Raw genomic sequence first — 25,496 nt, 5'->3', positions numbered from 1 at the left:
TTCTTGCCGTCTGGCACTATAAACCCGAATTGTGCAATGAGCATGTCCTAGAGCGCTTAGACCTGTGTCAGCCCTTCGCTCCCCAGGTAATCCAGCAGGTAGTCGTAGAGCCGGTCCACCTCCGGCACTTGCCGCCGCGCCCGCAGGCAGCCGTGCACCAGGCCTTTGCCGGGATACAGCACGGTGGTCACGCCCGCCGCTTGCAGCCGTTCGGCGTAGAGCCTGCCGTCGTCGCGCAGCGGGTCGAACTGGGCCACGGCGATGAAGGCCTGGGGCAGACCGCTGAAATCCGCAGCCAGCAGCGGCATGGCATAGGGCGATGGCTTGTCGCTGCCCCGCAGGTACAGCGCCAGGTAGCAGTCGGTGTCGGCGCTGCTGAGCAACGGCGCGTCCATGCAGTCGCGCCGCGACGGCAGGTCGGCCGGGCCGCCCAGGCCCGGATAAATCAATACCTGGGCCCGAGGCAGCGGCTGCCCGTCGTCCCGCAAGCCCAGGCACAACGCCGCCGCCAGGTTGCCGCCGGCGCTGTCGCCCATCACCACCTGACGCTGCAGGTCGATCGCGTGAGGCCCCTGCCCTGCCTGGATCGCCTGCCATACGGCGCGGCAATCTTCATAGGCGGCAGGGAACGGGTGCTCAGGCGCCAGCCGGTAATCGATGGCGATCACCAGTACCTGCAAGGCAGTGGCCAGCTCGAAGCAGATGAAGTCGTGGGAATCTAGCCCGCCGACCACCCAACCGCCGCCGTGTATATAGAGAAGGCATGGCCAGCCATCAGGAGGAGTAGGCGCGGTGGGCAGATAACTGCGCACACGCACGCCCGCCAGGGTGAAGTCCTCGACCTGCAAGCCTTCGGGTTGCGGCGGGGTGAATGCACGGCACATGCGGTCATAGCCTGTGCGCAGCCCAAACAGCGAAGAGTCGTCGCTGGCGAAGGATTCGGTCTTGGCGACGAAAGCAAGAAGCTGAGGAGAAATCGGGTACATGCGCAAATATCCCTGACGCTGGAGATCAAGTGTGGGAGCTGGCTTGCCTGCGAAAGCGGTGTGCCTGCCAACTAGTCAATGCCTGACACACCGCCCTCGCGGGCAAGCCCGGCTCCCACATTTGCCCGGTGTTGCCTGGCGTGGAAGGTTCAGCTCAAAGCTCCAGGCTGGCTTGTACAGCTGCCACTGCGTCCGTGCCATCAAACGCTTGGACCCCCGCCAACCAGCGCTGCAAATCCTCGGGATGATCGCGCAGCCATTGCCTGGCCACATCCTGCGGCGACTGGCGCTCCATGATCGGCACCATCAGCTGGCTTTCCTGGGCGGCGGTGAAGGTGAGGTTCTCCAGCAGGCGGTTGGCGTTGGGGCAACGCTCGGCAAAGTCCGGCGCGGTGACGGTGGAAACAGTGGCGCGGCCTTCGTCGGGGCCGAACACGTCTTCGCTGCCGGTGAGGTAGGCCATTTTCATGTTGATGTTCATCGGGTGTGGGGTCCAGCCGACGAACACCACGAACTCCTTGCGGTTCACCGCGCGTTGCACGGCGGCGAGCATTCCCGCCTCACCGGAGGCGACCAGCTTGAAGCCACCCAGGCCAAAGCGATTGGTGTCGATCATTTTCTGGATATCCGTGTTCGCGCCGCTGCCGGGTTCGATCCCGTAGATCTTGCCGCCCAGTTTGTCTTTGAAGCGGGCAATATCGGCAAAAGTCTTCAAGCCGGCATCGGCCACGTATTGCGGCACGGCCAGGGTGGCCTGGGCGTCGGACAGGCTCGGGGTGTCGAACACCTTGACCTGCTGGGCCGCCAGGAACGGCGCGATGTTGTTGTCCATCGCCGGCTTCCAGTAGCCGAGGAAGATGTCCAGACGTTTGTCGCGGATGCCGGCAAAGATGATCTGCTGCACGGCGCTGGTCTGCTTGCTGTCGTAGCCCAGGCCATTGAGCAGCACGTCGGCCATGCCGGAGGTGGCGATCACGTCAGTCCAGCTGACGACGCCCATGCGGATGTTTTTGCAGGAGGCCGGCTCGGCGGCCATGGCGTGTGCACTGAACAGTGCGGCGCCGATAAGGCTCAACAAGGTTTTATGCATGGGGGGTGGTCTCACTTGGCTGTTGTTATTCCACAACCTTAACCAGTGGAGCCTGAGTCAACACGAACTGGGGCGACGGGCAGTTGCACTGGGGCGACTGTGCGGCCGTCATCGCGGGCAAGCCCGCTCCCACATTTTGACCGTGTAAACCCGATTCAATGTGGGAGCTGGCTTGCCTGCCATAGCTATTTCAGCCGTAACGCTGTTGCCCCCAGGCTAACAACCCGTCGAGCAATTGCTTGAGCACCACCCGCGTCGGCTCGGCCAGGTCCGGGCGATAACGGAACGGCTCAACTTCTTCCATGTAGGTGCTCTGGCACAACTCCAGCTGCACGGCGTGGATATCCTGCGCCGGGTCACCGTAATGCCGGGTGATGTGGCCGCCCTTGAAGCGCCCGTTGAGTACGTGGGTGTACTGCGGATGCGTGGCGCAGATGGCTTCCAACTGGCTGGCCAACGTTGGATCACAGGCGGCGCCGTTGAAGGTGCCGAGGTTGAAGTCCGGCAACTTGCCGTCGAACAGGTGCGGGATCACCGAGCGGATCGAGTGCGCATCAAACAACAGTGCATAGCCAAACTCAGCCTTGAGCCGCGCCAGCTCTTCCTGCAAGGTTCGGTGATACGGGCCCCAGATTTTTTGCAGGTAGGTCACGCGCTCTTCTTCAGACGGCTCATGCCCTTCACGAAACAAGGGCACGCCATCGAACAGCGTCGCCGGGTAGAGGCCGGTGGTGGCGCCGGCATATAACGGCTTGTCGTCGGATGGCCGGTTCAGGTCGATCACAAACCGTGAATATTCAGCCGACAAGGTGCTGGCACCCAGTGCCTCGGCAAAGTCGTACAGCGCAGGAATGTGCCAGTCGGTGTCCGGCAGGCTTTGCGCCTCGGGGATCAGCCCAGCCTTGACGGCGGGTGTGAGGTGTAGACCGGCGTGGGGCATGCTGATCAGCAGCGGCACGCGACCTTGTTTGAAGTTCAGAACCTTATCCACAAGCAGTACTCCTCAAACAGTGACGTCGGCGCCGTGGCGCACGACGCGTTTATCCAGCTCGCCACCCAGCCAATAGGCCAGGTCGGCGGGACGATCGATCTGCCAGGCGACAAAATCCGCGACCTTGCCGACTTCCAGGGAGCCATGGGTGTCGCCCATGCCCAACGCAGTGGCGGCATGTTGCGTGGCGCCCGCCAGCGCTTCTTCCGGGGTCATGCGGAACAGGGTGCACGCCATGTTGAGCATCAGGCGCACCGACAGCGCTGGCGAGGTGCCGGGGTTGAGGTCGCTGGCGATAGCAATTTTTACGCCGTGCTTGCGCAGGGCGTCCATCGGCGGCAACTGGGTTTCGCGCAGGAAGTAGAACGCGCCCGGCAGCAAGACCGCGACGGTGCCGGCGGCAGCCATGGCGATGGCGTCTTCTTCGGTCATGAATTCCAGGTGATCCGCCGACAGCGCGTGGTAACGCGCGGCCAGGCTGGAGCCGTGCAGCGATGAAAGCTGCTCGGCGTGCAACTTCACCGGCAGGCCGAGTTGCTGGGCGACTTTGAACACGCGCTCCACCTGCTCGGTGGAGAACGCCAGGTACTCGCAAAACGCATCCACCGCGTCCACCAGCCCTTCCGCCGCCAAGGCCGGCAGCATCTCGGCGCAGATGTGCTCGATGTAGTCGTCGGCGCGGTCCTTGTACTCCGGCGGCAACGCGTGGGCGGCCAGGCACGTCGCCCGCACGCTGACCGGCAGCGTTTCGCCGAGGCGATGGGCTACGCGCAGCATTTTGCGTTCGTTGGCCAGGTCCAGCCCGTAGCCGGACTTGATCTCTACGGTGGTCACGCCGTCCCGTAGCAGACTGCGCAGGCGCTTCTCAGCGCTGGCAAACAGTTCATCTTCCGTCGCGGCGCGGGTGGCACGCACGGTGCTGGCAATACCGCCGCCCTTGGCCGCGATCTCGGCGTAGCTGACGCCTTCGAGGCGTTGCTCGAATTCGCCGCTGCGGTTGCCGCCGAACACCGTGTGGGTGTGGCAGTCGATCAGCCCGGGGGTGACCCACGCGCCTTGCAGGTCATGCACCTGGGCGTAATCCGCCGTGGGTACCTGGCTGCGGGGGCCGATCCACTCAATGAGCGAATCGGCAGTCACCATGGCGGCATCCTCGATGATCGAGTATTTGCCCTGTGCCATGGTTGCGACGTGGAAGTGTTGCCAAAGCGTTTTCATCAACGCCTCCCTAGATTAACGATGAGACAAAGCCGGGTCGTAGTGGACCTTGGCCGCTTGGCCGGCTGCGGGCTTGACCCACAACAGGTAGGCCACCACCAGCAACACGATCCACACGGCACCGACCAGCAAGGCGGCCTGGGTGTCCGGGAAATACCCCAGCACACCAAACACGAACAGCATGAAGACAATGGCCGCCGCTGGCGCATAGGGCCAGAACGGCACGGGGAATTTCAGCTCGGCGACCTGCTCCTTGGTCATCGAGCGGCGCATGGCAACCTGAGTAAACAGGATCATCAACCACACCCATACGGTGGCAAACGTGGCAATCGAGGCGATCAGCAGGAACACGTTTTCCGGGATCAAGTAGTTGAGCACCACACCGCCCAGCAGCGCCGCGCCCATCACCACCACGGTCATCCACGGCACGCCGTGTTTGGACAACTGCGCAAAACCCTTGGGTGCCTGCCCTTGCTGGGCCAGGCCGTACATCATGCGGCCGGCGCCAAAGATGTCACTGTTGATCGCCGAGACGGCCGCCGAGATCACCACGATGTTGAGGATGGTCGCCGCCGAGCCTATCCCGAGGTTGCTGAAGATCTGCACGAACGGGCTGCCCTGGCTGCCGATCTGCGGCCACGGGTAGATGGCCATCAGCACGAACAGGGTCAGCACGTAGAACAACAGGATACGCAGCGGCACCGCGTTGATCGCCTTGGGGATCACGCGTTGCGGGTCCTTGGCTTCGCCGGCGGTGATGCCGATGATTTCGATGCCGCCAAAGGCAAACATCACCACCGCGAACGAGGCGATCAGGCCGCCGATGCCGTTGGGCATGAAGCCGCCGTGGGCCCACAGGTTACTGAGGCCACTGGCCTGGGTGTCACCGGCCGAATGGATGCCAAACAGCATGATGCCAAAGCCGCCGAGGATCATCGCCACAATGGCGCCGACCTTGAGCAGCGACAGCCAGAACTCCATCTCGCCAAACACTTTGACGTTGCACAGGTTCAGGCCGCCGATCAGAAACACAATGCCGAGTACCCAGACCCACCGCGCGACCTCGGGAAACCAGAAGCCCATGTAGATGCCGAAGGCGGTGACGTCGGCCAGGCAGACGATGATCATTTCAAAGGCATAGGTCCAGCCGAGGATAAACCCGGCCATAGGCCCCAGGTAGGTGCTGGCATACTGGCCGAAGGAGCCGGCGACCGGGTTGTGCACGGCCATTTCGCCGAGGGCGCGCATCACCATGAACACGGCGGCGCCGCCAATCAGGTAGGCCAGCAGTACAGCGGGGCCAGCCATCTGGATAGCCGAGGCAGAGCCATAGAACAGCCCGGTGCCGATCGCGGAACCGAGTGCCATGAAGCGAATATGTCGGGCGCTTAGCCCGCGTTTCAAACCCTTTTCTTGCTGGTGCATTTCTCGTCCTTAATTATTTTTATCCTGAGAAAATTCAGAGCTGCGAACGCTCAAATGTGGGAGCTGGCTTGTCTGCGATGGCGGTGTATCAGTCGTACATTCTTTAACTGACAGAAAGCTATCGCCGGCAAGCCGGCTCCTACAGAGGGCGCTCTTAGAGGCTCGGCAGCAACTTGGCCGGTACCAGCTCGTTCAAGCAGCGAGTGGCGAGCAGTTCGCTGGCAGCGTTGATATCCGGGGCGAAGAAGCGGTCCTTGTCGTAGAACGCCACTTTGTCGCGCAGGATGCCGCGCGCCTTTTCCAGCTTCGGCGAGGTTTTCAGGCCTTCGCGCAGGTCCAGGCCCTGGCAGGCGGCCAGCCACTCAACCGCGAGGATGCCACGGGTGTTCTCGGCCATTTCCCACAGGCGCTTGCCGGCAGCCGGGGCCATGGACACATGGTCTTCCTGGTTGGCTGAGGTCGGCAGGCTGTCGACGCTATGGGGATGGGCCAGCGCCTTGTTCTCACTGGCGAGTGCCGCGGCAGTCACCTGGGCGATCATGAAGCCCGAGTTCACCCCACCGTTGCCCACCAGGAACGGCGGCAGTTGCGACATGTGCTTGTCCATCATCAGCGAGATGCGACGCTCGCTCAGCGAGCCGATTTCGGCGATGGCCAGCGCCATGTTGTCGGCCGCCATGGCCACCGGCTCGGCGTGGAAGTTGCCGCCGGAGATCACGTCGCCTTCAGCGGCAAATACCAGTGGGTTATCCGACACGGCGTTGGCTTCGACCACCAGCACTTCAGCGGCCTGGCGGAACTGGGTCAGGCAGGCGCCCATGACTTGTGGCTGGCAGCGCAGGGAGTACGGGTCCTGCACCTTGTCGCAGTTCTGGTGCGACTGCGACACCTGGCTGCTGTCGCCGAGCAGGTCACGGTAGGCTGCCGCCGAATCGATCTGCCCACGTTGGCCGCGCGCCGCATGAATGCGTGCGTCGAACGGCGAGCGCGAACCGAGCACGGCTTCCACGGTGAGACCGCCACAGGCCAGGGCGCCGGCGAACAGGTCTTCGCCTTCGAACAGGCCACGCAGCGCATAAGCCGTCGACACCTGGGTGCCATTGAGCAGCGCCAGGCCTTCCTTGGCGGCGAGGGTCAGCGGCGTGAGGCCGGCAACTTTCAGCGCTTCGGTGGCTTCCAGCCATTCGCCTTTATAGCGCGCCTTGCCTTCGCCCAGCAGCACCAGGGACATGTGCGCCAAAGGTGCCAGATCGCCCGAGGCGCCTACCGAACCTTTGAGTGGAATATGCGGGTACACCTCGGCGTTGATCAGTGCGATCAGCGCGTCGATCACCTGGCGGCGGATCCCGGAGAACCCACGGCTCAGGCTGTTGACCTTGAGCACCATGACCAGCCGCACCAGCGCATCGCTGATCGGCTCACCGACGCCAGCGGCGTGGGACAGCACCAGGGAACGCTGGAGGTTTTCCAGGTCTTCGCTGGCGATGCGGGTCGAGGCCAGCAGGCCGAAACCGGTGTTGATGCCATAGGCGGTGCGGTTCTCGGCGAGAATCTGCTCCACGCAGGCCACACTGGCTTCGATCTGCGCCGTGGCGCTGTCATCCAGACTGAGGGTTACCGGCTGCTGGTAGATGGCTCGCAGTTGGGCAAGGCTCAGTTGGCCTGGAATCAGGTTTAGCGCAGTCACATTCATGCTCCTTTTGAATTGTTCTTTTGAATAGTCTTCAGTGTAAATTCGGTAAGTCGGTGTCTTTGAGTAGCTTGGCGGCGGCCGCAATGTCCGGCGCCAGCCAGCGGTCCTGCTCATAGGCCGGCACCACTTCACGCAGCAGGCGCCACGCACGGTCGGTGCCCACGCCGAAGCGCTGGTCCTTCAAGAACTCAAACGCCTGGGCGGCCAGCAGGTACTCGATGGCGAGGATCTGCGTCACGTTGGCCAACACCTGGTGCAGCTTGAGCGCGGCATTGGTGCCCATGCTCAGGTGGTCTTCCTGCAGGCCCGAGGTGACGAAATTGTCGAGCACCGCCGGTTGCGCCAACTGGCGGTTCTGCCCACACAGCGAGGCGGCGACGTACTGCACAATCATCATCCCGGAGTTGACCCCAGGGTTGCTGACCAGGAACGCCGGCAAGCCGCTGACGTGCGGGTTGATCAGGCGGTCCAGGCGGCGTTCGGCCACCGAGCCGATTTCAGCCAGGGCAATCGCCAGCATGTCCGCCGCCAGCGCGACGGACTGCCCGTGCGGATTGGCCTGGGACACCACGCGGTAGTGGTCCGGCGTGCCGAGCACCAACGGGTTGTCGGTGGCACTGTTGAGTTCGGTTTCGATCTGGCGTGTGGCGTGCTCCACCTGGTCGCGCGCCGCGCCGTGGATCTGCGGGATCGAGCGGATGCTCAACGCATCCTGAGTGCGAATGCCCTTGCTGCTGGCGATCACTTCGCTGCCATCGAGCAAGGCGCGCAGGTTCATTCCCACGTGTTGCATGCCAGGGTGCGGCTTGAGCGCGATGATTTCTTCATCGAAGGCATCGATCTGCCCACGCTGGGCTTCGAAACTCATGGCGCCGATCACGTCGGCCCATTGCAGCAAGTGGTGCGCGTCGGCCAAGGCCAGGCAGCTCAAGCCGGTCATGCACGGCGTGCCGTTGACCAGGCACAGGCCGTCCTTGGCGCCGAGCACCACCGGCTGCAAACCTTCCGCGCTTAATGCCTCTTGCGCCGGAACGACCCGGCCTTGGTAACTCACCTGGCCCACACCCAGCAAAGCCACGCCAACGTGGGCCATGTGGGTCAGGTAACCCACCGAACCCTGGGACGGTACTTGCGGAGTGATGCCGTGGTTGAGCAGCGCCAGCAACGAGTGCACCACCTGCGGATGCAGGCCGGACTTGCCGTGGCTGTAGTTGATGATGGCGGCACAGATGATTGCGCGGGTCTGCTCATCACTCAGCACCGGACCGACGCCGCAGGCATGGCTCAGCAAGGTGTTGCGCGACAGTTGGCTGAGTTGTTCGCCCTTGAGCGACACATTGCACAGCGCACCCAGGCCAGTGTTCACGCCATAGGCGCGCTCACCGCTGGTGACGATGCGCTGCACGATGGCTTGCGCGTTGTCGATGCGCGCCCAGGCCTGGCCCGAGAGTTCGAGTACCGCGCCGTGACGGGCGACGGCGACGACGTCCTGCCAGCGCAGCGGGGCGTTGGCGATGATGATTTTTGCTGCCTGGGACATCTTTATACCTTCTTTAATTCTTGTGCCGCTTTGCCGGCCTCATCGCGGGCAAGCCCGGCTCCCACATTTGAGCTGTGTGAACCCGATCAAATGTGGGAGCTGGCTCGCCTGCGATAGCGCCAGCCGGCTCACCACAAGGTCCGGATCAGACCACCGCCGCCCGCCGCTGGACAAACCGATCCACATATTCATCCGCCGGCGAATGCAGGATCTCCCGAGGTGTGCCGACCTGAATCAGCTTGCCGTCCTTGAGGATCGCGATGCGGTTGCCGATGCGCACGGCCTCGTCGAGGTCGTGGGTGATGAACACGATGGTTTTGTGCAGGGTCTTTTGCAGCTCCAGCAACTGGTCCTGCATCTCGGCGCGGATCAGTGGGTCGAGGGCGCTGAAGGCTTCGTCCATCAAGATGATGTCGGTGTCGGCCGCGAGCGCGCGGGCCAGGCCGACACGTTGGCGCATGCCACCGGAAAGCTGGTGCGGGTATTTGTTTTCGTAGCCCTTGAGGCCCACGGTTTCGATCCAGTGCAGGGCGCGTTCGGCGCACACCTGTTTGGTTTCGCCACGCACCTTGAGGCCGTAGGCGACGTTGTCGAGCACGCTCTTGTGGGGCAACAGGCCGAAGCTCTGGAACACCATGCTGATCTTGTGTCGACGGAATTGGCGCAGGGCTTCCATGTCCAGCTGCAGGATGTCTTCGCCGTCCACCAGGATCGCGCCACTGGTCGGGTCGATCAGGCGGTTGAAGTGACGCACCAGGGTGGACTTGCCGGAACCCGACAGGCCCATGATCACGAAGATCTCACCGGTGCCGATGCTCAGGGACAAGTCGTTCACGCCGACCACGCAGCCGGTCTCGGCCAGGACCTGGTCCTTGGTCTTGCCCTGCCCGACCATGGCCAGCGCATCCTTGGAGCGCGCGCCGAAGATCTTGAAGACGTTTTTAACTTCGATTTTGCTGACAGTAGTCATTTGCTCGCCTCATGCCGTGGACGACCATAGGCCTGGGTAATGCGGTCGATGACCACTGCGAGAATCACGATCGCCAGCCCGGCTTCGAGGCCTCGGCCGACGTTGAGGGTCTGGATGCCGACGAGGACGTCTTCACCCAAGCCACGGGCGCCGATCATCGAGGCGATCACCACCATCGACAGCGCCATCATGGTGGTCTGGTTGATACCGGCCATGATGCTTGGCAACGCCAGCGGCAGTTGCACACCGAACAGTTGCTGCCAACGGTTGGCGCCGAAGGCGTTGATGGCTTCCATGACCTCGCCGTCGACCTGGCGAATACCCAGGTCAGTGAGACGGATCAGCGGTGGCGCGGCGTAGATCACCGTGGCGAAAATCGCCGGGACCTTGCCCAGGCCGAACAGCATCAGCACCGGGATCAGGTACACAAAGCTGGGCATGGTTTGCATGATGTCGAGCAGCGGCATCAGCACTGAACGCAGGCGATTGCTGCGTGCCGAAAGAATGCCTAGCGGGATACCGATCAGCACCGAGATCACCGTGGCGACCATCATTAAGGCGAGGGTCTGCATCAGCTTGTCCCATAGGCCAACCGCGCCGACCAGGAACAGCAAACCGACGATCACCGCCGTGGTCACCACCTTGCGGGTGGCATGCCAGGCGACGCCGCCGACGATGGCCAGCATCAGCCACCAGGGCGCTGCGCGCAGCAACCCTTCCAGGTTGACGATGGCCCACAGCAGGGTGTCGGAAATGTGCCGGAACACATCACCGTAGTTGGTGACCAATGAGTCCACCCAACCGTTGACCCAGTCGGCGATGGAAAACGTAAAACTCTCAGGAAACATATCGTGCTCTCGATCCAGTGGGTTGTGGCCAGGCGCCCGGCTGCCCTTCAGGGTAGCCGGGCACGCTTGACCTACAAGGCCGCGTCGATTTTCTTGGCTGCGTCGTCGCTCACCCAGGCGTGCCAGACTTCAGGATGTTCCTTGAGGAAAATTTTCGCCAGTTTTGGCGACTCAATTCGCTCCTTGGCCATGCGACCCAGGTTCTGGTTCAGCAGGTCGATAGGCAGGTTGACCTTTTCCAGCACGGCCACCAGCTCAGGGGCTTGCTCATGGAAGGTCTTGGACAGGCCGACCTTGATGCTCACGCTTTTATCCACGCCGGGTTTTTCTTCCAGCTTGACCAGGTCAACCTGGCCCATCAGCGGCGTCGGCGACCAGTAGTAGAACAGAATCGGCTCGCCACGCTTGTAGCTCGACAGCACCGCCGCATCCAGCGCCGGGCCGGTGCCTGGGCGGAAGTTGGTGTAGGAATTTTCCAGGCCGTAGCTTTTCAGCATCTCGCTGTTGTCCAGCTCGCAGGTCCAGCCGGCTGGGCAGTTGTAGAAACGGCCCTTGGACGGTTCTTCCTGGTCCTTAAACACCGAGGCGTACTTGGCCAGGTCGGCGATGTTTTTCAGGTCCGGCGCCTTGGGTTCCAGCTTGCGTTTGGCGTCGCCTTCGATCACATAGCGCGGCACGTACCAACCTTCGATAGCGCCCACGACCGGGGCGCCGACGCCAACGACTTTGCCGGCCTTCTCGGCTTTGTTCCAGACTTCACTGCGGCCCACCCATTCTTCGGCGAACACTTGGATGTCATTGCTGCTCAGGGCGTTTTCCATGGTGATGGAGTTGCCCGGCAGGCTGTCGGTTTTGCAGCCGTAGCCTTTTTCCAGCACGGTTTGCAGGATGTCGGTGAGCAACATGCCGCTTTCCCAGTTCAGGCCGGCGAACTTCACCGGTTTGCCGGATTCGCACCAGCCGGCTGCCTGGGCGCCAGCGGAGGCGAGCAAACCTGCAGAGAGCAAGGTGGCCAGCAGGGTCTTATGCATTTTCATTGTTGTGACGCTCCCAATCTTGAAATGGATTACGGCAGTCAGTAGGCATCCTGCCCTGTCCACGTCCCATCAGGCTTGTGCAGCCAGCCCGTTTGCTCTTGGTATAGCGCCCTGCTCTGTTGGCAGGATCAGGTGATCGGGCACCGTGCCGTGCCATTTTTTTGCACACAGGTAATACAGCGCCGCCGGCAGCACCAGGCCGATGATCCAGGAAATATCCACATCACCCAGCGCGGCCACGAGGGGGCCGGTGTAGAACTTGGTGGAGATGAACGGCAACTGCACCAGCACGCCGAAGACATACACGCTGATACCCAGCAGGTTCCAGCGGCCATAGCGCCCGTTGGGGTCGGCCAGTGCCGGCACGTCATAGCGCTCGCGGGTGATGCAGTAGTAGTCCACCAGGTTGATCGCACTCCAGGGCGTGAAGAACGCCAGCAGGAACAGGATGAAAGACTTGAACGCACCGAGGAACGAGTGCTGGCCGAGCAACGCGATCAGGGTCGCGGTCCCGACAATCACCAGCACGAATACCAAGCGCTGCAGGCGCGTGACCTCAAGGCGACCACGGAAGCCGCTGATGATGGTCGCGATGCACATGAAGCTGCCGTAGGAGTTCAGCGTCGAGATGGTGACCTTGCCAAACGCGATGCTGAAGTACAGCAGCGCAGCGGTGGCGCCGGTACCGCTCAAGCCAACGATGTAGGCCACTTCATGCCCGGCGAACTGACCATTGGACATGGCTGCGGCAAACACGCCGAGGACCATCGCCACCTGAGCGCCCACGACCGAACCCGCGCCGGCGGCGAAAAAAGTCTTTACCGATGACGTGGTGCTCGGCAGGTAACGCGAGTAGTCCGCCACGTAAGGGCCGAAGGCGATCTGCCAGGAGGCCGCGAGCGACACCGCCAGCAGAAAACTGCTCCAGCTGAAGTGACGGATTTGCAGGAGAGCGCCAACGTCGGTCTGGCTTATCAGGCGGCTGAACAGGTAGACAAAGGCGATCACGCCAATGACGCTGGCGACTCGGCCGATGAAATGGATTACCCGGTAGCCCAGCACCGTGACCAGCACGATGACACTGGCGAAAATCAAAATACCGGTGCTGTCGCTGACCCCGAACAACTGGCCCAGCGCTTGACCGGACAGCACCGTGCCGGTGGCGGTGAAACCCAGGTACATCAGGCACACCAGCACGATCGGAATGGCCGCGCCATACACGCCGAACTGCACCCGACTGGAAATCATCTGCGGCAGGCCCAGCTTGGGCCCCTGCGCCGCATGCAACGCCATGACGCCGCCGCCGATCAGTTGACCGACAAACAGCCCGATCAACGACCAGAACACATCACCGCCCAGCACCACGGCCAAGGCCCCGGTGACAATCGCGGTGATCTGCAGGTTGGCGCCCATCCACAGGGTGAACTGGCTAAACAGACGACCGTGTCTTTCCGCTTCCGGGATGTAGTCGATCGAACGCCTTTCGATCAACGGGGTGGTGTCATTTGCAGCCATGTCGGTTCAACCTCTGATGGATTGTTCATAAAGCCTGCGTAAAACCGCTTTTCTGTGGGAGCTGGCTTGCCTGCGATGCGGGCGACTCGATCTATCAGTAGAACCGAGGGGATGCCATCGCAGGCAAGCCCGTTCCCACAATGGGTTATTTGATCATCGGGAGATTGAGGCCCTGCTCTTTGGCGCAGTCGATCGCGATCTGGTAGCCAGCGTCTGCGTGACGCATCACACCGGTGGCCGGGTCGTTGTGCAGTACACGGGCAATGCGCTCAGCCGCTTCGTCGGTGCCGTCGCAGACGATCACCATGCCGGAGTGCTGGGAGAAGCCCATGCCTACGCCACCACCGTGGTGCAGCGAAACCCAGGTCGCGCCGCTGGCGGTGTTGAGCAAGGCGTTGAGCAGTGGCCAGTCGGACACGGCGTCAGAACCGTCCTGCATGGCTTCGGTTTCGCGGTTCGGGCTGGATACCGAGCCGGAGTCGAGGTGGTCACGGCCGATCACGACCGGTGCCGACAGCTCGCCGCTGCGTACCATTTCGTTGAACGCCAGGCCGAGCTTGGCACGCTGGCCCAGGCCGACCCAGCAGATACGCGCCGGCAGGCCCTGGAAGCTGATGCGCTCGCGCGCCATGTCCAGCCAGTTGTGCAGGTGAGCGTCGTCCGGGATCAGCTCTTTGACTTTGGCGTCGGTTTTGTAGATGTCTTGCGGGTCGCCCGACAGCGCAGCCCAACGGAACGGGCCGATGCCACGGCAGAACAGCGGGCGGATGTAGGCCGGTACGAAACCTGGGAAGTCGAAGGCGTTTTCCACGCCTTCTTCTTGCGCCATCTGGCGGATGTTGTTGCCGTAGTCGAAGGTCGGGATGCCTTGCTTCTGGAATTCCAGCATGGCTTTGACGTGCACGGCCATCGACTGCTTGGCGGCTTTGATTACGGCGGCGGGCTCGGTCTTGGCGCGGGAGCGGTATTCGTCCCAGGTCCAACCGGCCGGCAGGTAGCCGTTGAGCGGGTCGTGGGCGCTGGTCTGGTCGGTGACCATGTCCGGGCGTACGCCACGCTTGACCAGTTCCGGCAGGATTTCCGCGGCGTTACCCAGCAGGGCGATGGAGATGGCCTTGCCTTCCTTGGTGTACTTGGCGATGCGTGCCAGGGCGTCGTCGAGGTCAGTGGCTTGCTCGTCGACGTAACGGCTGTTCAGGCGGAAGTCGATGCTGACTTGTTGGCACTCGATGTTCAGCGAGCACGCGCCGGCCAGAGTGGCCGCCAGAGGCTGGGCGCCGCCCATGCCGCCGAGGCCGGCGGTGAGGACCCAACGACCAGTCAGGTCACTGTTGTAGTGTTGGCGACCCGCTTCGACGAAGGTTTCGTAGGTGCCTTGGACGATGCCCTGGCTGCCGATGTAGATCCAGCTGCCAGCGGTCATCTGGCCGTACATGGCCAGGCCCTTGGCATCCAGTTCGTTGAAGTGTTCCCAACTCGCCCAGTGCGGCACCAGGTTGGAGTTGGCGATCAGTACACGTGGGGCGTTGCTGTGGGTCTTGAATACGCCGACCGGCTTGCCGGATTGCACCAACAGGGTTTCGTCGTCATTCAGGTTGGTGAGGCTCTCGACGATCTGGTCGTAGCACTCCCAGTTGCGCGCCGCGCGGCCGATACCGCCGTACACCACCAATTCTTTCGGGTTCTCGGCCACTTGCGGGTCGAGGTTGTTCATCAGCATGCGCAACGGCGCTTCAGTCAGCCAGCTTTTGGCGGTGAGCTTGTTACCGTGGGCGGCACGGATTTCGACGTCACGGTATTTGGTAGGCCTGGCTTTAGAAAAATCGGTCACGACTGGACTCCTCGGCATGATGCGCGAACATGGATGGTGCGAAGGAGAGTCTTACGCACACATCTTTACTTGTACATACAAGCATATGCAATCAAGCGGCCAACTTGCTGAAGGTGCTGTTGAGATTTTTTTCGAAACTGGGCGCAAGCCTTGGAAATTAAGGCTTGGAGACTTAATGAAATTTCTTACGGAGGATTTTTACAGCAAGGGAGGTTTGGCGCGATGGCGTGGTTTTGCGCCACGCTGGGGCATTCGGTAACAAATTGGTGCGGACGTTGGAAACAGTTCTGTTGCTCTCCACAAAACAAATGTGGGAGCAGGCTTGCCCGCGAATGCAGTGGGTCAGCCAGCCTCTCTGGTACTGATACACCGCATTCGCGGGCAAGCCCGCTCCCACAGTTTTTAATCGCGAGCAGTCAGTTCGATAATGCAGCTGCGGCCGCTGACGGAGATATCCAGCAGGCCAGTGTTACCGTCCACTTGCAGGCAGTCGTGATGCCCCAGCTTGTGGTCCAGCACCTTCACTTCATCCGCCACGCTGAACACCAGCACCGTCTGCGCCGTGCTGAAAAAGCGCTGCTCGCCATCGATCCATTGCAACCGTGCGTGGTAACGCTGTGGCGAATAGATCAGGTTGAAGTCGCGGATCGGCCCGGTGATCAGGCGACATGACACTTGGCTGTCACCCTTGAACGCGAAGGGTTGGAGCGGTAACAAACCGCGCTGCTCCTCACCGTCCACGGTCAGGACCATGCCCGCGCCCTTGATCACGGTGATCACGCGCTGGTAGCCGGCGAAAGTCGAAAACCCACCCGACTCGGCAATATCGGCAATCGACAGTCGCCAGCCAAAACCATCCAGGCCGGTACCGGCATCACGGGTGATTTCTTCGGTGCTGCCACCGCCGTTTTTCCATGGCATGCGCACGTAATCGGTGGCGCGCCAGACTTTCACTGCACTCATTTACTGAAACGTCCTTCCAGGCTGTGACGGGAACCGGGGTGGATCAGACGCGCGGCGGTCACCGGCTGGCGGCCTGACCAGGTGCGCCGGCGAATCAGCAGGCACGGCTCGCTGGGTTCGATCTGCAGCAACTTGCACTCGGCTGCATCGGCAAGGATGGCTTCGACCACATGCTCGCCTTCGGTCAGCGGTGCCACCTGGTTGAGGTAGGCGTAAGGCGTCTGTTGGGTGAAATCCTGCTGCAGGTATTCCGGCGCGACCAGGGCGTTGACGAAACGGTCTTCGATTTGCACGGGAATATCGTTTTCGAAATGCACGATCAACGAATGGAAAACACGCCCGCCTTCACGCATCTCCAAGGCGACAGCGCGCTCGGAACCGGCAGCCTCCTCGCCCAGGTGGATGACCTGGCAGGTATGCCGATGACCGCGTGAGGCGATCTCATCGGCGATATTGTGCACTTCGAACAGTGCCGACTGGCTCTTGGGCTCCGCGACGAAAGTACCGACGCCCTGCATGCGCACCAGCAGCCCTTCGGCGGTGAGTTCGCGCAGGGCACGGTTGATGGTCATGCGGCTGAAACCCAGCTGGCTGACCAGTTCGCTCTCGGACGGCACGCGGTAATGGGGCGGCCAGTTGCCGTTGAGGATCTGCTGGCTGATCATCTGTTTGACGCGGGCATACAAGGGCGCCGGACTTTCGTCCATGTGGGCAGCCAGCGAAGACTTGGCAGGCGGAGTCGGCACAGGGAATCCTTGCAGGGGGAAAAGATGCATAGATTGCCGGAGTTTACCGAGCAGGCAAACGTCTGTATATGTATATACAAATAAACACACGACCGGGGTGCCTTGATCATGTCCGCTTTCTTTGCCGAACGCGCGCTGCTGCCTAATGGATGGGCCAATGATGTACGTCTTGAAGTCAGCGCCGATGGGCTGCTGACTAAAGTTGAGGCCAATGCCAGCGCAGAAGGTGCTGAACGGCTGAGAGGCCCGGTATTGGCGGGTATGCCGAACTTGCACTCCCATGCCTTCCAGCGTGCGATGGCCGGCTTGGCTGAAGTGGCCGGCAACCCGAATGACAGTTTCTGGACCTGGCGCGACCTGATGTACCGCATGGTGGGCAAGATAAACCCGGACCAATTGCAGGTGATCGCGCGCCAGCTGTACATCGAGATGCTCAAGGCCGGCTACACGTCGGTGGCCGAATTTCACTATGTGCACCATGACGTCAGCGGCCAGCCGTATGCGGATCGCACGGAGCTGTCGCGGCAGATCAGCCAGGCGGCGGCCAGCAGTGGTATCGGCCTGACGCTGGTGCCGGTGCTCTATACCCACTCCGGGTTTGGCGGCCAGGCCCCGAATGAAGGCCAGCGGCGGTTTATCAACAGCACCGAGCAATACCTGGACCTGCAGGCGCAGCTCAAACCCATCCTCGCCGCACAAACGGCGCAGCAGTTGGGGCTGTGTTTCCACTCGTTGCGCGCGGTGACGCCACAGCAAATCAATGACGTGCTGGCCGCCAGCGACAAGGTGTGCCCGGTGCATATCCACATCGCCGAGCAGCAAAAGGAAGTCGACGACTGCCTGGCGTGGAGTGGCAAGCGCCCGCTGCAATGGCTGTATGACCATGTCGACGTCGATGAACGCTGGTGCCTGGTGCATGCCACCCATGCCGATGCGGACGAGGTGGCGCGCATGGCCAAGAGCCGTGCGATTGCCGGCTTGTGCCTGACCACCGAGGCCAACCTGGGTGACGGGATTTTCCCGGCGGTGGATTTCCTCGCCCAAGGCGGACGCATGGGCATCGGGTCCGACAGCCATGTATCACTGAGCGTGGTGGAAGAGTTGCGTTGGTTGGAATATGGCCAGCGCCTGCGCGATCAGCGGCGTAACCGGCTGTATCGCAGCGATCAGCCGATGGTCGGCCGCACGCTGTTCGATGCCGCGCTGGACGGCGGTGCCCAGGCGTTGGGCCAGCCGATTGGTCGACTGGAAGTGGGCAAGCGTGCGGATTGGATTGTGCTGGACGGTAATGATCCGTACTTGGCGACGGCAACGGAGGACGGGATTCTCAATCGCTGGCTGTTCGCGGGCGGTGATCGGCAGGTGCGGGATGTGCTGGTCAACGGAAAGTGGGCGGTGCGCGATGGGCACCACGCCGGTGAAGAAGAAAGCAGCCGGGCCTTCACGCAAGTCTTGAGAGCGCTACTGGGCTAACACGCGACACCTAACAAATGTGGGAGCTGGCTTGCCTGCGATACAGGCACCAAGGTGTATCAGTTACACCTTGGTGATGCTATCGCAGGCAAGCCAGCTCCCACATTTTTTGATCGGCGGTGGCCCAGGGTTATTGCGAGGTCTTCGCCATCTGCTTGTCCGACGTGCGCCAGATCAAACGTGTGGTGTCATACCCCTGTTGCCGCGCCCTGCTCAGCAGGTCTTCGCGGGTGTCCGCATTGACCGTCGGCGTGCGCGACAAGATCCACATGTAGCGCCGGCTCGGGCTGCCGACGATCGCGGTCTTGTAGTCATCGCTGACATACAGCACCCAGTAATCGCCTTTGGCGACGCCGGGTAGCAGCGCGGTAAACCAGTTATTGAATTCCACCCAGAGCTTGTCGGTCTTGCCCGGTACTTGCGGGGTGGCGGTGCCCTTCGCTTCTTCCCACTTCCACTCGGTCGTCAGGCAGCGGTTGAACACTGACATATCGCCATCGGGCAGCAACGTGTAGCGAGCTTCGGACTGCGCGCAGTTGCGCTGGAAGTACATCGGCAATCGGGCCAACTCATACCAGGTGCCCTGGTAACGCTTGAGGTTGACGCTGCCAGCGGTCTTGGGTTGCAGATCATCGCCAGAATGGCTGGCACAGCCCGCCAAAAACAGGCTGGCACAAAGGAACAAAACAAAACGCATCATTCTTCTTCTCCCGCAGGCTTGCGCCCCGGTTTACTTCAGGCCTTGCCCGGAAAACATCAGAACTTTGTCACCGGCATATTGAACGCTGATAAAGCTGTTTTTATCGCCCCAGGTGCAGCTGGACATGCCCAGTGCGCCAGAACAATCGGTAGGCTTGCCCAACAGCGACTCCACCTCAGCCTTGGCCATGCCAGCCGACAACTTCGCGTAGTTTTCTTGATTGACCTTGCTGCAAGCGGCCAATAGCACGCAAAAAGCCAGCAAAGCGAGACGGCGTAACGACATGGAAAAACTCCTGGAGGGACGAAGCAGCTTGGGTATCTGCCAGAAGCTTAGAAGGGAAAAGAGGTGTCTGGTTCCCGACGAACGAAAACAAAAAAGCCCCGAAAACGCTGAAACGTTTCGGGGCTTCTTCAAGAGTGAAACGGCTCACAACAACGCCGATCACTTATCGCCGCAGCTTACTTCTTGTGATAGGCCGTCACACGCTCAACTTCTTCCTTCGAACCCAGGAATACCGCCACACGCTGGTGTAGGCCTTCAGGCTGGATGTCGAGGATGCGCTGGTGGCCGTCGGTGGACGCACCGCCCGCCTGCTCAACCAGGAACGACATCGGGTTGGCTTCGTACATCAAGCGCAGTTTGCCCGGCTTGGACGGCTCGCGGCTGTCGCGTGGGTACATGAACAGACCACCACGGGTCAGGATGCGGTGCACATCGGCAACCATCGCGGCAACCCAGCGCATGTTGAAGTTTTTCTTCAACGGGCCTTCTTCACCTTCCATCAGTTCGTTGACATAGCGCTTCACCGGTTCTTCCCAGTGACGCTGGTTGGACATGTTGATCGCGAATTCCTGGGTGGACGCAGGAATGGAGATGTCTTCGTGAGTCAGCACGAAGCTGCCCATTTCGCGGTCCAGGGTGAAGCCCTTGACGCCATCGCCCAGGGTCAGCACCAGCATGGTCTGTGGACCGTAGATGGCGTAGCCAGCGGCAACCTGTTCGGTGCCTGGCTGCAGGAAGGCCTTTTCGTTCAGGGCTTCGTTCTGGCTCAGGTATTCGTTCGGGCAACGCAGTACCGAGAAGATGGTGCCGACCGGTGCATTGATGTCGATGTTGGACGAGCCGTCCAGTGGGTCAAATACCAGCAGGTACGCGCCTTTCGGGTATTTGCCCGGGATCTGGTAGGCATTGTCCATTTCTTCGGACGCCATGCCGGCCAGGTGACCGCCCCATTCGTTGGCTTCGAGCAGGATCTCGTTGGAGAGTACGTCGAGTTTCTTCTGCACTTCGCCCTGCACGTTTTCAGTGCCCATGCTGCCCAGGACACCACCCAATGCGCCTTTGGACACGGCGTGGCTGATTTCCTTGCAAGCACGCGCCACCACTTCGATAAGGAAGCGCAGATCGGCAGGCGTGTTGTTGCTGCGGGTCTGCTCAATCAAATAGCGACTCAAGGTAACGCGGGACATGTAAGGCTCCGGAGAATGGGGGGGCTGAAAACCCGCGCAGTTTAACGCGAGTCGGGGCGTATTTCCTCCTATCAGAGGATTTAAACCCAATAGAGTTCATGGACTTTATTTAACCTGCCACCGGCGGCTTGCGCAGCAAACTGTAGGCCATGGCACCCAGTGCCGCCACGCCGAGCAGTAACACGGCCCACAGGCCGAGTTTCTTCCAGTCGGTGCCGGCTTCGGGCAAGGCGGCAATCGCAGGCGGTTTGACCGCGATTTCTCCCACCAAGGTGGCCTGGCCCAGCGCCTTCAAACGCTCGGGACTGTAATCGGGAATCAGCGTCGAAAGTGGCAAGCTCGCGGCTTTCACGGACGCGTTCCCCAGCGCCAGGCTGAAGGGCGGCTCACCCCGCGCCAGGAACACCAGTTGCGTGGCACGCACGGCCACGCGTAAGGCGGGGGCTTCGACGCCCAGTCCACCGCCCCGCTCGTCCACTTGCAACTTCAACTGGGCAACCGTCTGGCCCGGCAACTGCAATTCATCCTGCACCACGTCCTTGCCGTTCTGGGTCAGGCGGTACAGCAGGCCATTGCTCAACGGCAGCCAGGTTTGCTTGGCGTCACTTCGACCCGACAACGTCACCGGCGCCAGCGTATTGGGCTGCTTCAATTCGACCCGCAAGCGCTCGACATTCAGCCCCGTCGGCAATTGCCAACTGTACTCTCCCGCCTTGAGCCGCTCCCCTGGAAAGGCCTGCGACCACACCAACGGCATCGGCAAGGTGCTGCTGGTGGCGCTCTCCAGCTTGGCCGACGTCAACAACGGCGCCGCCTGGCCTTGCCACACCAGCCGCAAATAACGCGCCGATTGCCCCGGCAAGCTCACGTCATGCTGCTCGACCCGTTCATCGGCAAATGACAAGCGCGCCACTTGCCCATCGCCCCAGGCTTTCCAGTGCTGCAAATCATCACTGGCTTCAATGCTGAAACGCTGGAAGCCCTCCTGCTCGCGACTCCAGTCCAGGCTCAATTGCTGCAGGGGCGCCTTGATTGCACTGGCGTCCAATACCCAGCCCCGCAGCACTTGCTTGCCAGGCTTGGGGGCTGTGGACGGTTTGATTTCCACCAGAGTGCCGGAAGTGGTGGCCTTCATTACCACGTTTGGCAGGGCTTGCTGGGTGTCGGCGGCGTAGAGCGGGAACCACTTCACCGCCGTCACGTTGCGACTTTCGCTGCGCTGCGAGGCCTGTCGCGACAACGCATAGGCCTGCGGCTCGCCGGCGGCGTTGAACACGCGCACATCGCCAAGATCGGCCTGGCGCGCGTTCAATTGCACCGCCAGCGGCAACTCCAGGCGATACCAAGGGCCGCTGCCGCTGACGTTCAGCGGCACGTGGGCGGTGAAGTCAGCCGGCGTTTCCTGCGCCCACACAGACAAGGTCGTACACAGGCCCAGCACGGCCACGCTCAACTTACCGATCAAGGGGATGCTCCTTCAGTGTCCAACACCGGTTCGGCACGCTTGGGTGGCAGCGGTGCGAAGTAACCCACCACCAGCAACAGCCCACCCACGCCTATAAACGACACGATCCGCGCCAGACCGCCGCGGTTGCTCAGTTCGACAAAGAACAACTTGGCGACCACCACCGCAATCAACACTGCACCGATCAGCCACACCTCGCGGCGATGGCGCAGGTGGCCGCCGATCATCAGGCCGAGAGCGATCAGGGTCCAGACAATCGACAGGCCGGCCTGTACCAGCATGGATTCGAGCAACGCATCCAGTTGAAACGGCACGCCGCCCCAATGGTGGGCGGTGCGCATCACCAGCGCAGTGAAGAAGGCAAACAGCGAGACACCCGCGACACCTTGGGCAAAAAGCTCGGTACGCGGCCCCCGTAGCGGCGCGACACTTCGCGCGCACCAATACACACCCAGCAGCGCAAAGAGCAGGCCCAAGTCCAGCGGATTGACCAGCGGCACATAGGGCAGCGGTTTGGCCGTGCCGTCGCTGAAGCTGTTCGCCAGCCAGAACCAACCGAGCATCAGCACCGCCAATGGCACGGCCGCCAACGCCCGATATTCCCTTGGATACGCCGACACCGGCCATGGCCAACGACGTGGCGAAGCGGCCAGCACGAGATAGAGACTTGGCAGGATCGCCCAGCCCAGCCAGCGCCAGGCGTTGTACTCGGCAGTAAACCTCAGCAGACCGTAGCGCAACTCCAGCGCCAATATGCCGATCAGCATCCAGCAGCCGAGTACGTGGGCCACGCTCAACGCCTTGGCGGGCACAATCACCGCCAGGCGTCGCAGCGAGATGAAATGCACCACAAATACCGCCGACCACGCCAGCCAGCCGTACTCCGCCGCGGGGTGGTAATAAGTATGTCCGTACACCAGCAACACCAAGCCCACCGCGGGCATCAGCAGGGTGGACAACACCCCCAGCGACACCCACTTCAGGCGCGCAGCCAGCAGCATCCAGACCGCGACGCTGATTGCCGCGCACCCCAGCAGGAATGCCCCCTGCAATTCCTGTGGGATAAACCGCAACACTTCGCCGATCAGCGCCAACGTCCACCAGGCCGCGCCCCAGACCAACAACAAGTCCGACAAGCGTTGCAGCTTCAACACGGCAAACACCGGCGCATGGGGTTCGCGCTGCAAGCGCCAGGCGCCGACCAGTGCAGCCAGGCCCAGCACCATCGGCGTCCAGAAACCGCTGTGGGCCAACGGACGCAGCCCCTCGCTGGTCAGTGGCCCGAGCAACTCCGGTACCGCCAGCAGGAACGAACCGCCGCCCACCAATTGCAGCAGCAAGCCGAACACAAAACTGACCCGCTGTTGCAGGTACAGGCTCAGCCAGATGACCAACAAGCCACTGGCCGCCCACACGCCACTGGCGCTTTCCCACGGCAGCACGAACAGCACCGCGAGGTTGATCAATACGAGGCCCGCCAACAGCACCACCGACAACCCGCGCAGCAGCCGCACATCGCTGCGCACGATGTCGTCACGCGCCGCCAACAACATGCCACCGATCAAGGCCAAGCCAATCAACGACGCCGTGAGCAAACCGCTCCAACCGGCATTGAACACCGCTGCGCCGTCGCCACCTTGCAACCGCAGCAGGAACACCGCGCCACCCAGCAATTGCACAGCGAATGCGGTGAACAGGAAGGTGCGCGAGCCGATGCGCAGGCCTATAAACAGCGTCACCAGGCCAGCGACTGCCCAACTCACAGCGGTGCCTTGGGTAGCCAGCAACAAGGGCGCGAGCAGGTACAAAAAGCTCAAGCCAAGGCTAGCCAACACCGGGAGGCCTTTGCGCTCCCAGTCTGAGGACTGCTCCTCGGACGCCTTGCGCAACTGGTCAAAGCTGAACAACAACGCAGCGCCCAGCAGCAGCGCGCCCAACGGCGCGCCACTGAGCAAGGTGTGCTCACCGACACCCAATTCACTGAGGAACGCCAGCGCCGAACCCACTTGCAGCAACAGGCCAAACGCGCGCGCCAACGGCCGCTGCTGACGCAAGCCGAGCCAGAAAATGCCGGCGCCTTCCACCGCCCAGGCCGCAGCCGTCCAACGCGCGTCGAGGCCCAGGGGGATGGCCAGGCTGGCAAAGATCACCCCCAAGGCCAGGCAGGTTTCCGCCAGCAACAAAGCGCGCCCGCCGCTCAGCAGCCGGGCCAGGCCCATGTAGACGATGCCCAGGCCCAAGGCGCTGAACGCTGCGGCAAACTCCAGGTGCTGCACCAACGCAAACTGCAAGCCGAAACCCACCAGCGGCGGGCCAAACAGCATGCTGCCGTCGACATAATCACCCTTGGCCGCCGACCAGCGCAGCAGTGCACCACGGCTGTCATCCTCGGGCGCGTCGCGCATCTCGAGCAATTTACGCCGGGCGAACAGCAGGCCGATGGCCAGGTACATCAGGAAAAACAGCATCAGGAACGGCTCGGTACTCCACAGCAGTTCCGGCGTGTAGGAGCGCATCCCCCAAGCGAAGCCAATCCCAAAAGTGCCGACAAAACCGATCAGGTTGAGCAGGCGCCAGGCCTTGAACCAAGCAATCGCCAGGATGCCGGCGTTGAGCAGGGCGAAATAACTGAACAGCGCCACATGGTTGCCAGCGCCGGTGGAAGTCAGAATCGGCGCGGCAAAACCACCCAGCGCCGCCGCACAGGCCAGGCCCAGCGCATCCTGGGTAATCGCCAGGATCGCCGAGAACACCGTGACGGCCACCAGCAGGCCAAGCGCCGCACCGGGGTCGATCAGCGGGTGCAAGCGCATCGCAGCGAACACGGTCAGGTACAGCACCGCGATCCCGGTGCCTTGCAACATCAAGCCGTAATTGCTGTTACGCAGCCGCAGCCACCAGCCCAGGCCCAGCAGGCCCAATGCGGCGGCAGCGACGCCGGCGTAACGTAATTCGATCGGCACCACCATGCCTTCGGTGGCATAGCGCAACAGGAACGCCAGACCGAGAAACAACAGCACCACGCCGACACGCAGCACGGTGTTGCCGCCGAACAACCAATTGCGCGCGCCACTGATGGCGCGCTCGATCAGGTTGGGGCCACGGGGGATGGCAGGTTCTTTGGGTTCTGGTATCGGGGCGGGCGCCCATACATCAGCCGGCAGCGGCTGGCTTGGTTCGGCAACGATGGCAACCGGCGCCAATTCGGCCGGCAGCTCCCAAACCAAATCGGGCGCTTTGCCAACAGGTGTGGGTTCAGGGATTGGGGCTTCGACGACGATATTGCTTGGCGGCGTGGGCACTTCCAGCTGCCGCAGACGATCACCCAGCGCAATCAGCGCCTTCTGCGTGGTTTCCAACTGACGCGCCTGTTGGTCCGCCTGAGTCGCCAGCTTTGACAGGCGAATCGCCTGGCCAATGCCCAAGCCCAACAGCGCTCCGATACCCGCATCACTGAACGACTCATCGAGCGTCCAGCCGAGCACCAGGCCAATCAGCATGAAAATCCATTGCATGGTCGATATCCCTAAGCA

At 62.0% G+C, this 25,496-nt stretch carries 21 protein-coding genes; 2 read left to right on the top strand and 19 right to left on the bottom strand.

Features of this window, described 5'->3' with window-relative positions; all coding sequences use genetic code 11:
- Positions 1-56 precede the first annotated feature (56 nt).
- The 12 genes from KUA23_RS01860 to hutU all read right to left on the bottom strand — a co-directional run bounded on the left by KUA23_RS01860 (position 57) and on the right by hutU (position 15,162).
- Positions 57-986, bottom strand: coding sequence for an alpha/beta hydrolase (locus tag KUA23_RS01860; protein ID WP_252993371.1), 930 nt, complete (start codon positions 984-986; stop codon positions 57-59).
- Positions 987-1,140: 154 nt separating this feature from the next.
- Entirely contained in the window at positions 1,141-2,076 is a 936-nt protein-coding gene (locus KUA23_RS01855; protein WP_252993370.1) for a choline ABC transporter substrate-binding protein, read from the bottom strand.
- A 190-nt stretch (positions 2,077-2,266) separates the two neighbouring features.
- Complete coding sequence (gene hutG / locus KUA23_RS01850) at positions 2,267-3,067, bottom strand: N-formylglutamate deformylase (RefSeq protein ID WP_078046474.1); 801 nt, start codon at positions 3,065-3,067, stop codon at positions 2,267-2,269.
- 12 nt (positions 3,068-3,079) lie between these two features.
- Positions 3,080-4,285, bottom strand: a complete 1,206-nt coding sequence (gene hutI, locus KUA23_RS01845; protein ID WP_252993369.1) for an imidazolonepropionase — start codon at positions 4,283-4,285, stop codon at positions 3,080-3,082.
- Positions 4,286-4,300: 15 nt separating this feature from the next.
- A complete protein-coding gene (locus KUA23_RS01840) occupies positions 4,301-5,710 on the bottom strand; it encodes an amino acid permease (protein ID WP_099491298.1) in 1,410 nt (469 codons plus the stop codon).
- 154 nt (positions 5,711-5,864) lie between these two features.
- Positions 5,865-7,403, bottom strand: coding sequence for a histidine ammonia-lyase (hutH, locus tag KUA23_RS01835; protein ID WP_099491301.1), 1,539 nt, complete (start codon positions 7,401-7,403; stop codon positions 5,865-5,867).
- Positions 7,404-7,434: 31 nt separating this feature from the next.
- Complete coding sequence (gene hutH, locus KUA23_RS01830; protein ID WP_252993368.1) at positions 7,435-8,943, bottom strand: histidine ammonia-lyase; 1,509 nt, start codon at positions 8,941-8,943, stop codon at positions 7,435-7,437.
- Between the two features lie 145 nt (positions 8,944-9,088).
- Positions 9,089-9,913: a quaternary amine ABC transporter ATP-binding protein gene (locus KUA23_RS01825; RefSeq protein WP_005783958.1), complete on the bottom strand. Its 825-nt coding sequence runs from the start codon at positions 9,911-9,913 to the stop codon at positions 9,089-9,091.
- On the bottom strand, positions 9,910-10,761 hold the full coding sequence (locus KUA23_RS01820) for an ABC transporter permease (RefSeq protein WP_028615386.1): 852 nt from the start codon (positions 10,759-10,761) through the stop codon (positions 9,910-9,912). Before KUA23_RS01820 ends, KUA23_RS01825 begins: the two co-directional genes overlap by 4 nt.
- A gap of 71 nt (positions 10,762-10,832) precedes the next feature.
- Positions 10,833-11,798, bottom strand: a complete 966-nt coding sequence (locus KUA23_RS01815) for an ABC transporter substrate-binding protein (RefSeq protein ID WP_078046470.1) — start codon at positions 11,796-11,798, stop codon at positions 10,833-10,835.
- Positions 11,799-11,867: 69 nt separating this feature from the next.
- Positions 11,868-13,313 (bottom strand): purine-cytosine permease family protein, encoded by a 1,446-nt coding sequence (locus KUA23_RS01810; RefSeq protein WP_252993367.1) that lies wholly within the window; start codon positions 13,311-13,313, stop codon positions 11,868-11,870.
- Between the two features lie 145 nt (positions 13,314-13,458).
- Entirely contained in the window at positions 13,459-15,162 is a 1,704-nt protein-coding gene (gene hutU / locus KUA23_RS01805) for a urocanate hydratase (RefSeq protein WP_252993366.1), read from the bottom strand.
- Here hutU and KUA23_RS01800 point away from each other — a divergent pair.
- Entirely contained in the window at positions 15,161-15,403 is a 243-nt protein-coding gene (locus KUA23_RS01800; RefSeq protein WP_252993365.1) for a hypothetical protein, read from the top strand. The two genes, hutU and KUA23_RS01800, sit on opposite strands and share 2 nt — an antisense overlap.
- A 143-nt stretch (positions 15,404-15,546) precedes the next feature.
- Here KUA23_RS01800 and KUA23_RS01795 read toward each other — a convergent pair whose 3' ends face one another.
- On the bottom strand, positions 15,547-16,107 hold the full coding sequence (locus tag KUA23_RS01795; RefSeq protein WP_028615382.1) for a HutD/Ves family protein: 561 nt from the start codon (positions 16,105-16,107) through the stop codon (positions 15,547-15,549).
- Positions 16,104-16,814, bottom strand: a complete 711-nt coding sequence (gene hutC / locus KUA23_RS01790) for a histidine utilization transcriptional repressor HutC (RefSeq protein ID WP_017738808.1) — start codon at positions 16,812-16,814, stop codon at positions 16,104-16,106. Before hutC ends, KUA23_RS01795 begins: the two co-directional genes overlap by 4 nt.
- Before the next feature lie 147 nt (positions 16,815-16,961).
- Here hutC and KUA23_RS01785 point away from each other — a divergent pair, with 147 nt between their 5' ends.
- The gene (locus KUA23_RS01785; protein WP_252993364.1) at positions 16,962-18,326 is read left to right on the top strand and encodes a formimidoylglutamate deiminase; all 1,365 of its coding nucleotides are present in this window, start codon (positions 16,962-16,964) and stop codon (positions 18,324-18,326) included.
- A gap of 130 nt (positions 18,327-18,456) precedes the next feature.
- Here the strand turns inward: KUA23_RS01785 and KUA23_RS01780 are convergent, their stop codons facing one another.
- From KUA23_RS01780 to KUA23_RS01760, 5 genes are all read right to left on the bottom strand, one after another.
- Entirely contained in the window at positions 18,457-19,026 is a 570-nt protein-coding gene (locus KUA23_RS01780; RefSeq protein WP_010213852.1) for a lipocalin family protein, read from the bottom strand.
- A 30-nt stretch (positions 19,027-19,056) separates the two neighbouring features.
- Positions 19,057-19,311, bottom strand: a complete 255-nt coding sequence (locus KUA23_RS01775; RefSeq protein WP_017849914.1) for a hypothetical protein — start codon at positions 19,309-19,311, stop codon at positions 19,057-19,059.
- Between the two features lie 176 nt (positions 19,312-19,487).
- A complete protein-coding gene (locus KUA23_RS01770; protein ID WP_003187818.1) occupies positions 19,488-20,498 on the bottom strand; it encodes a class 1 fructose-bisphosphatase in 1,011 nt (336 codons plus the stop codon).
- Between the two features lie 109 nt (positions 20,499-20,607).
- Positions 20,608-21,960: a DUF3999 domain-containing protein gene (locus tag KUA23_RS01765; RefSeq protein WP_252994250.1), complete on the bottom strand. Its 1,353-nt coding sequence runs from the start codon at positions 21,958-21,960 to the stop codon at positions 20,608-20,610.
- Complete coding sequence (locus KUA23_RS01760) at positions 21,960-25,478, bottom strand: DUF2339 domain-containing protein (RefSeq protein WP_252993363.1); 3,519 nt, start codon at positions 25,476-25,478, stop codon at positions 21,960-21,962. The genes KUA23_RS01765 and KUA23_RS01760 overlap by 1 nt, the downstream gene beginning before the upstream one ends.
- Between the last annotated feature and the right edge of the window lie 18 nt (positions 25,479-25,496).

The organism is Pseudomonas pergaminensis, from assembly GCF_024112395.2.
In the GTDB taxonomy this organism is placed as follows: Bacteria; Pseudomonadota; Gammaproteobacteria; order Pseudomonadales; family Pseudomonadaceae; genus Aquipseudomonas; species Aquipseudomonas pergaminensis.
This window is presented reverse-complemented; position numbering and strand designations above follow the sequence as displayed.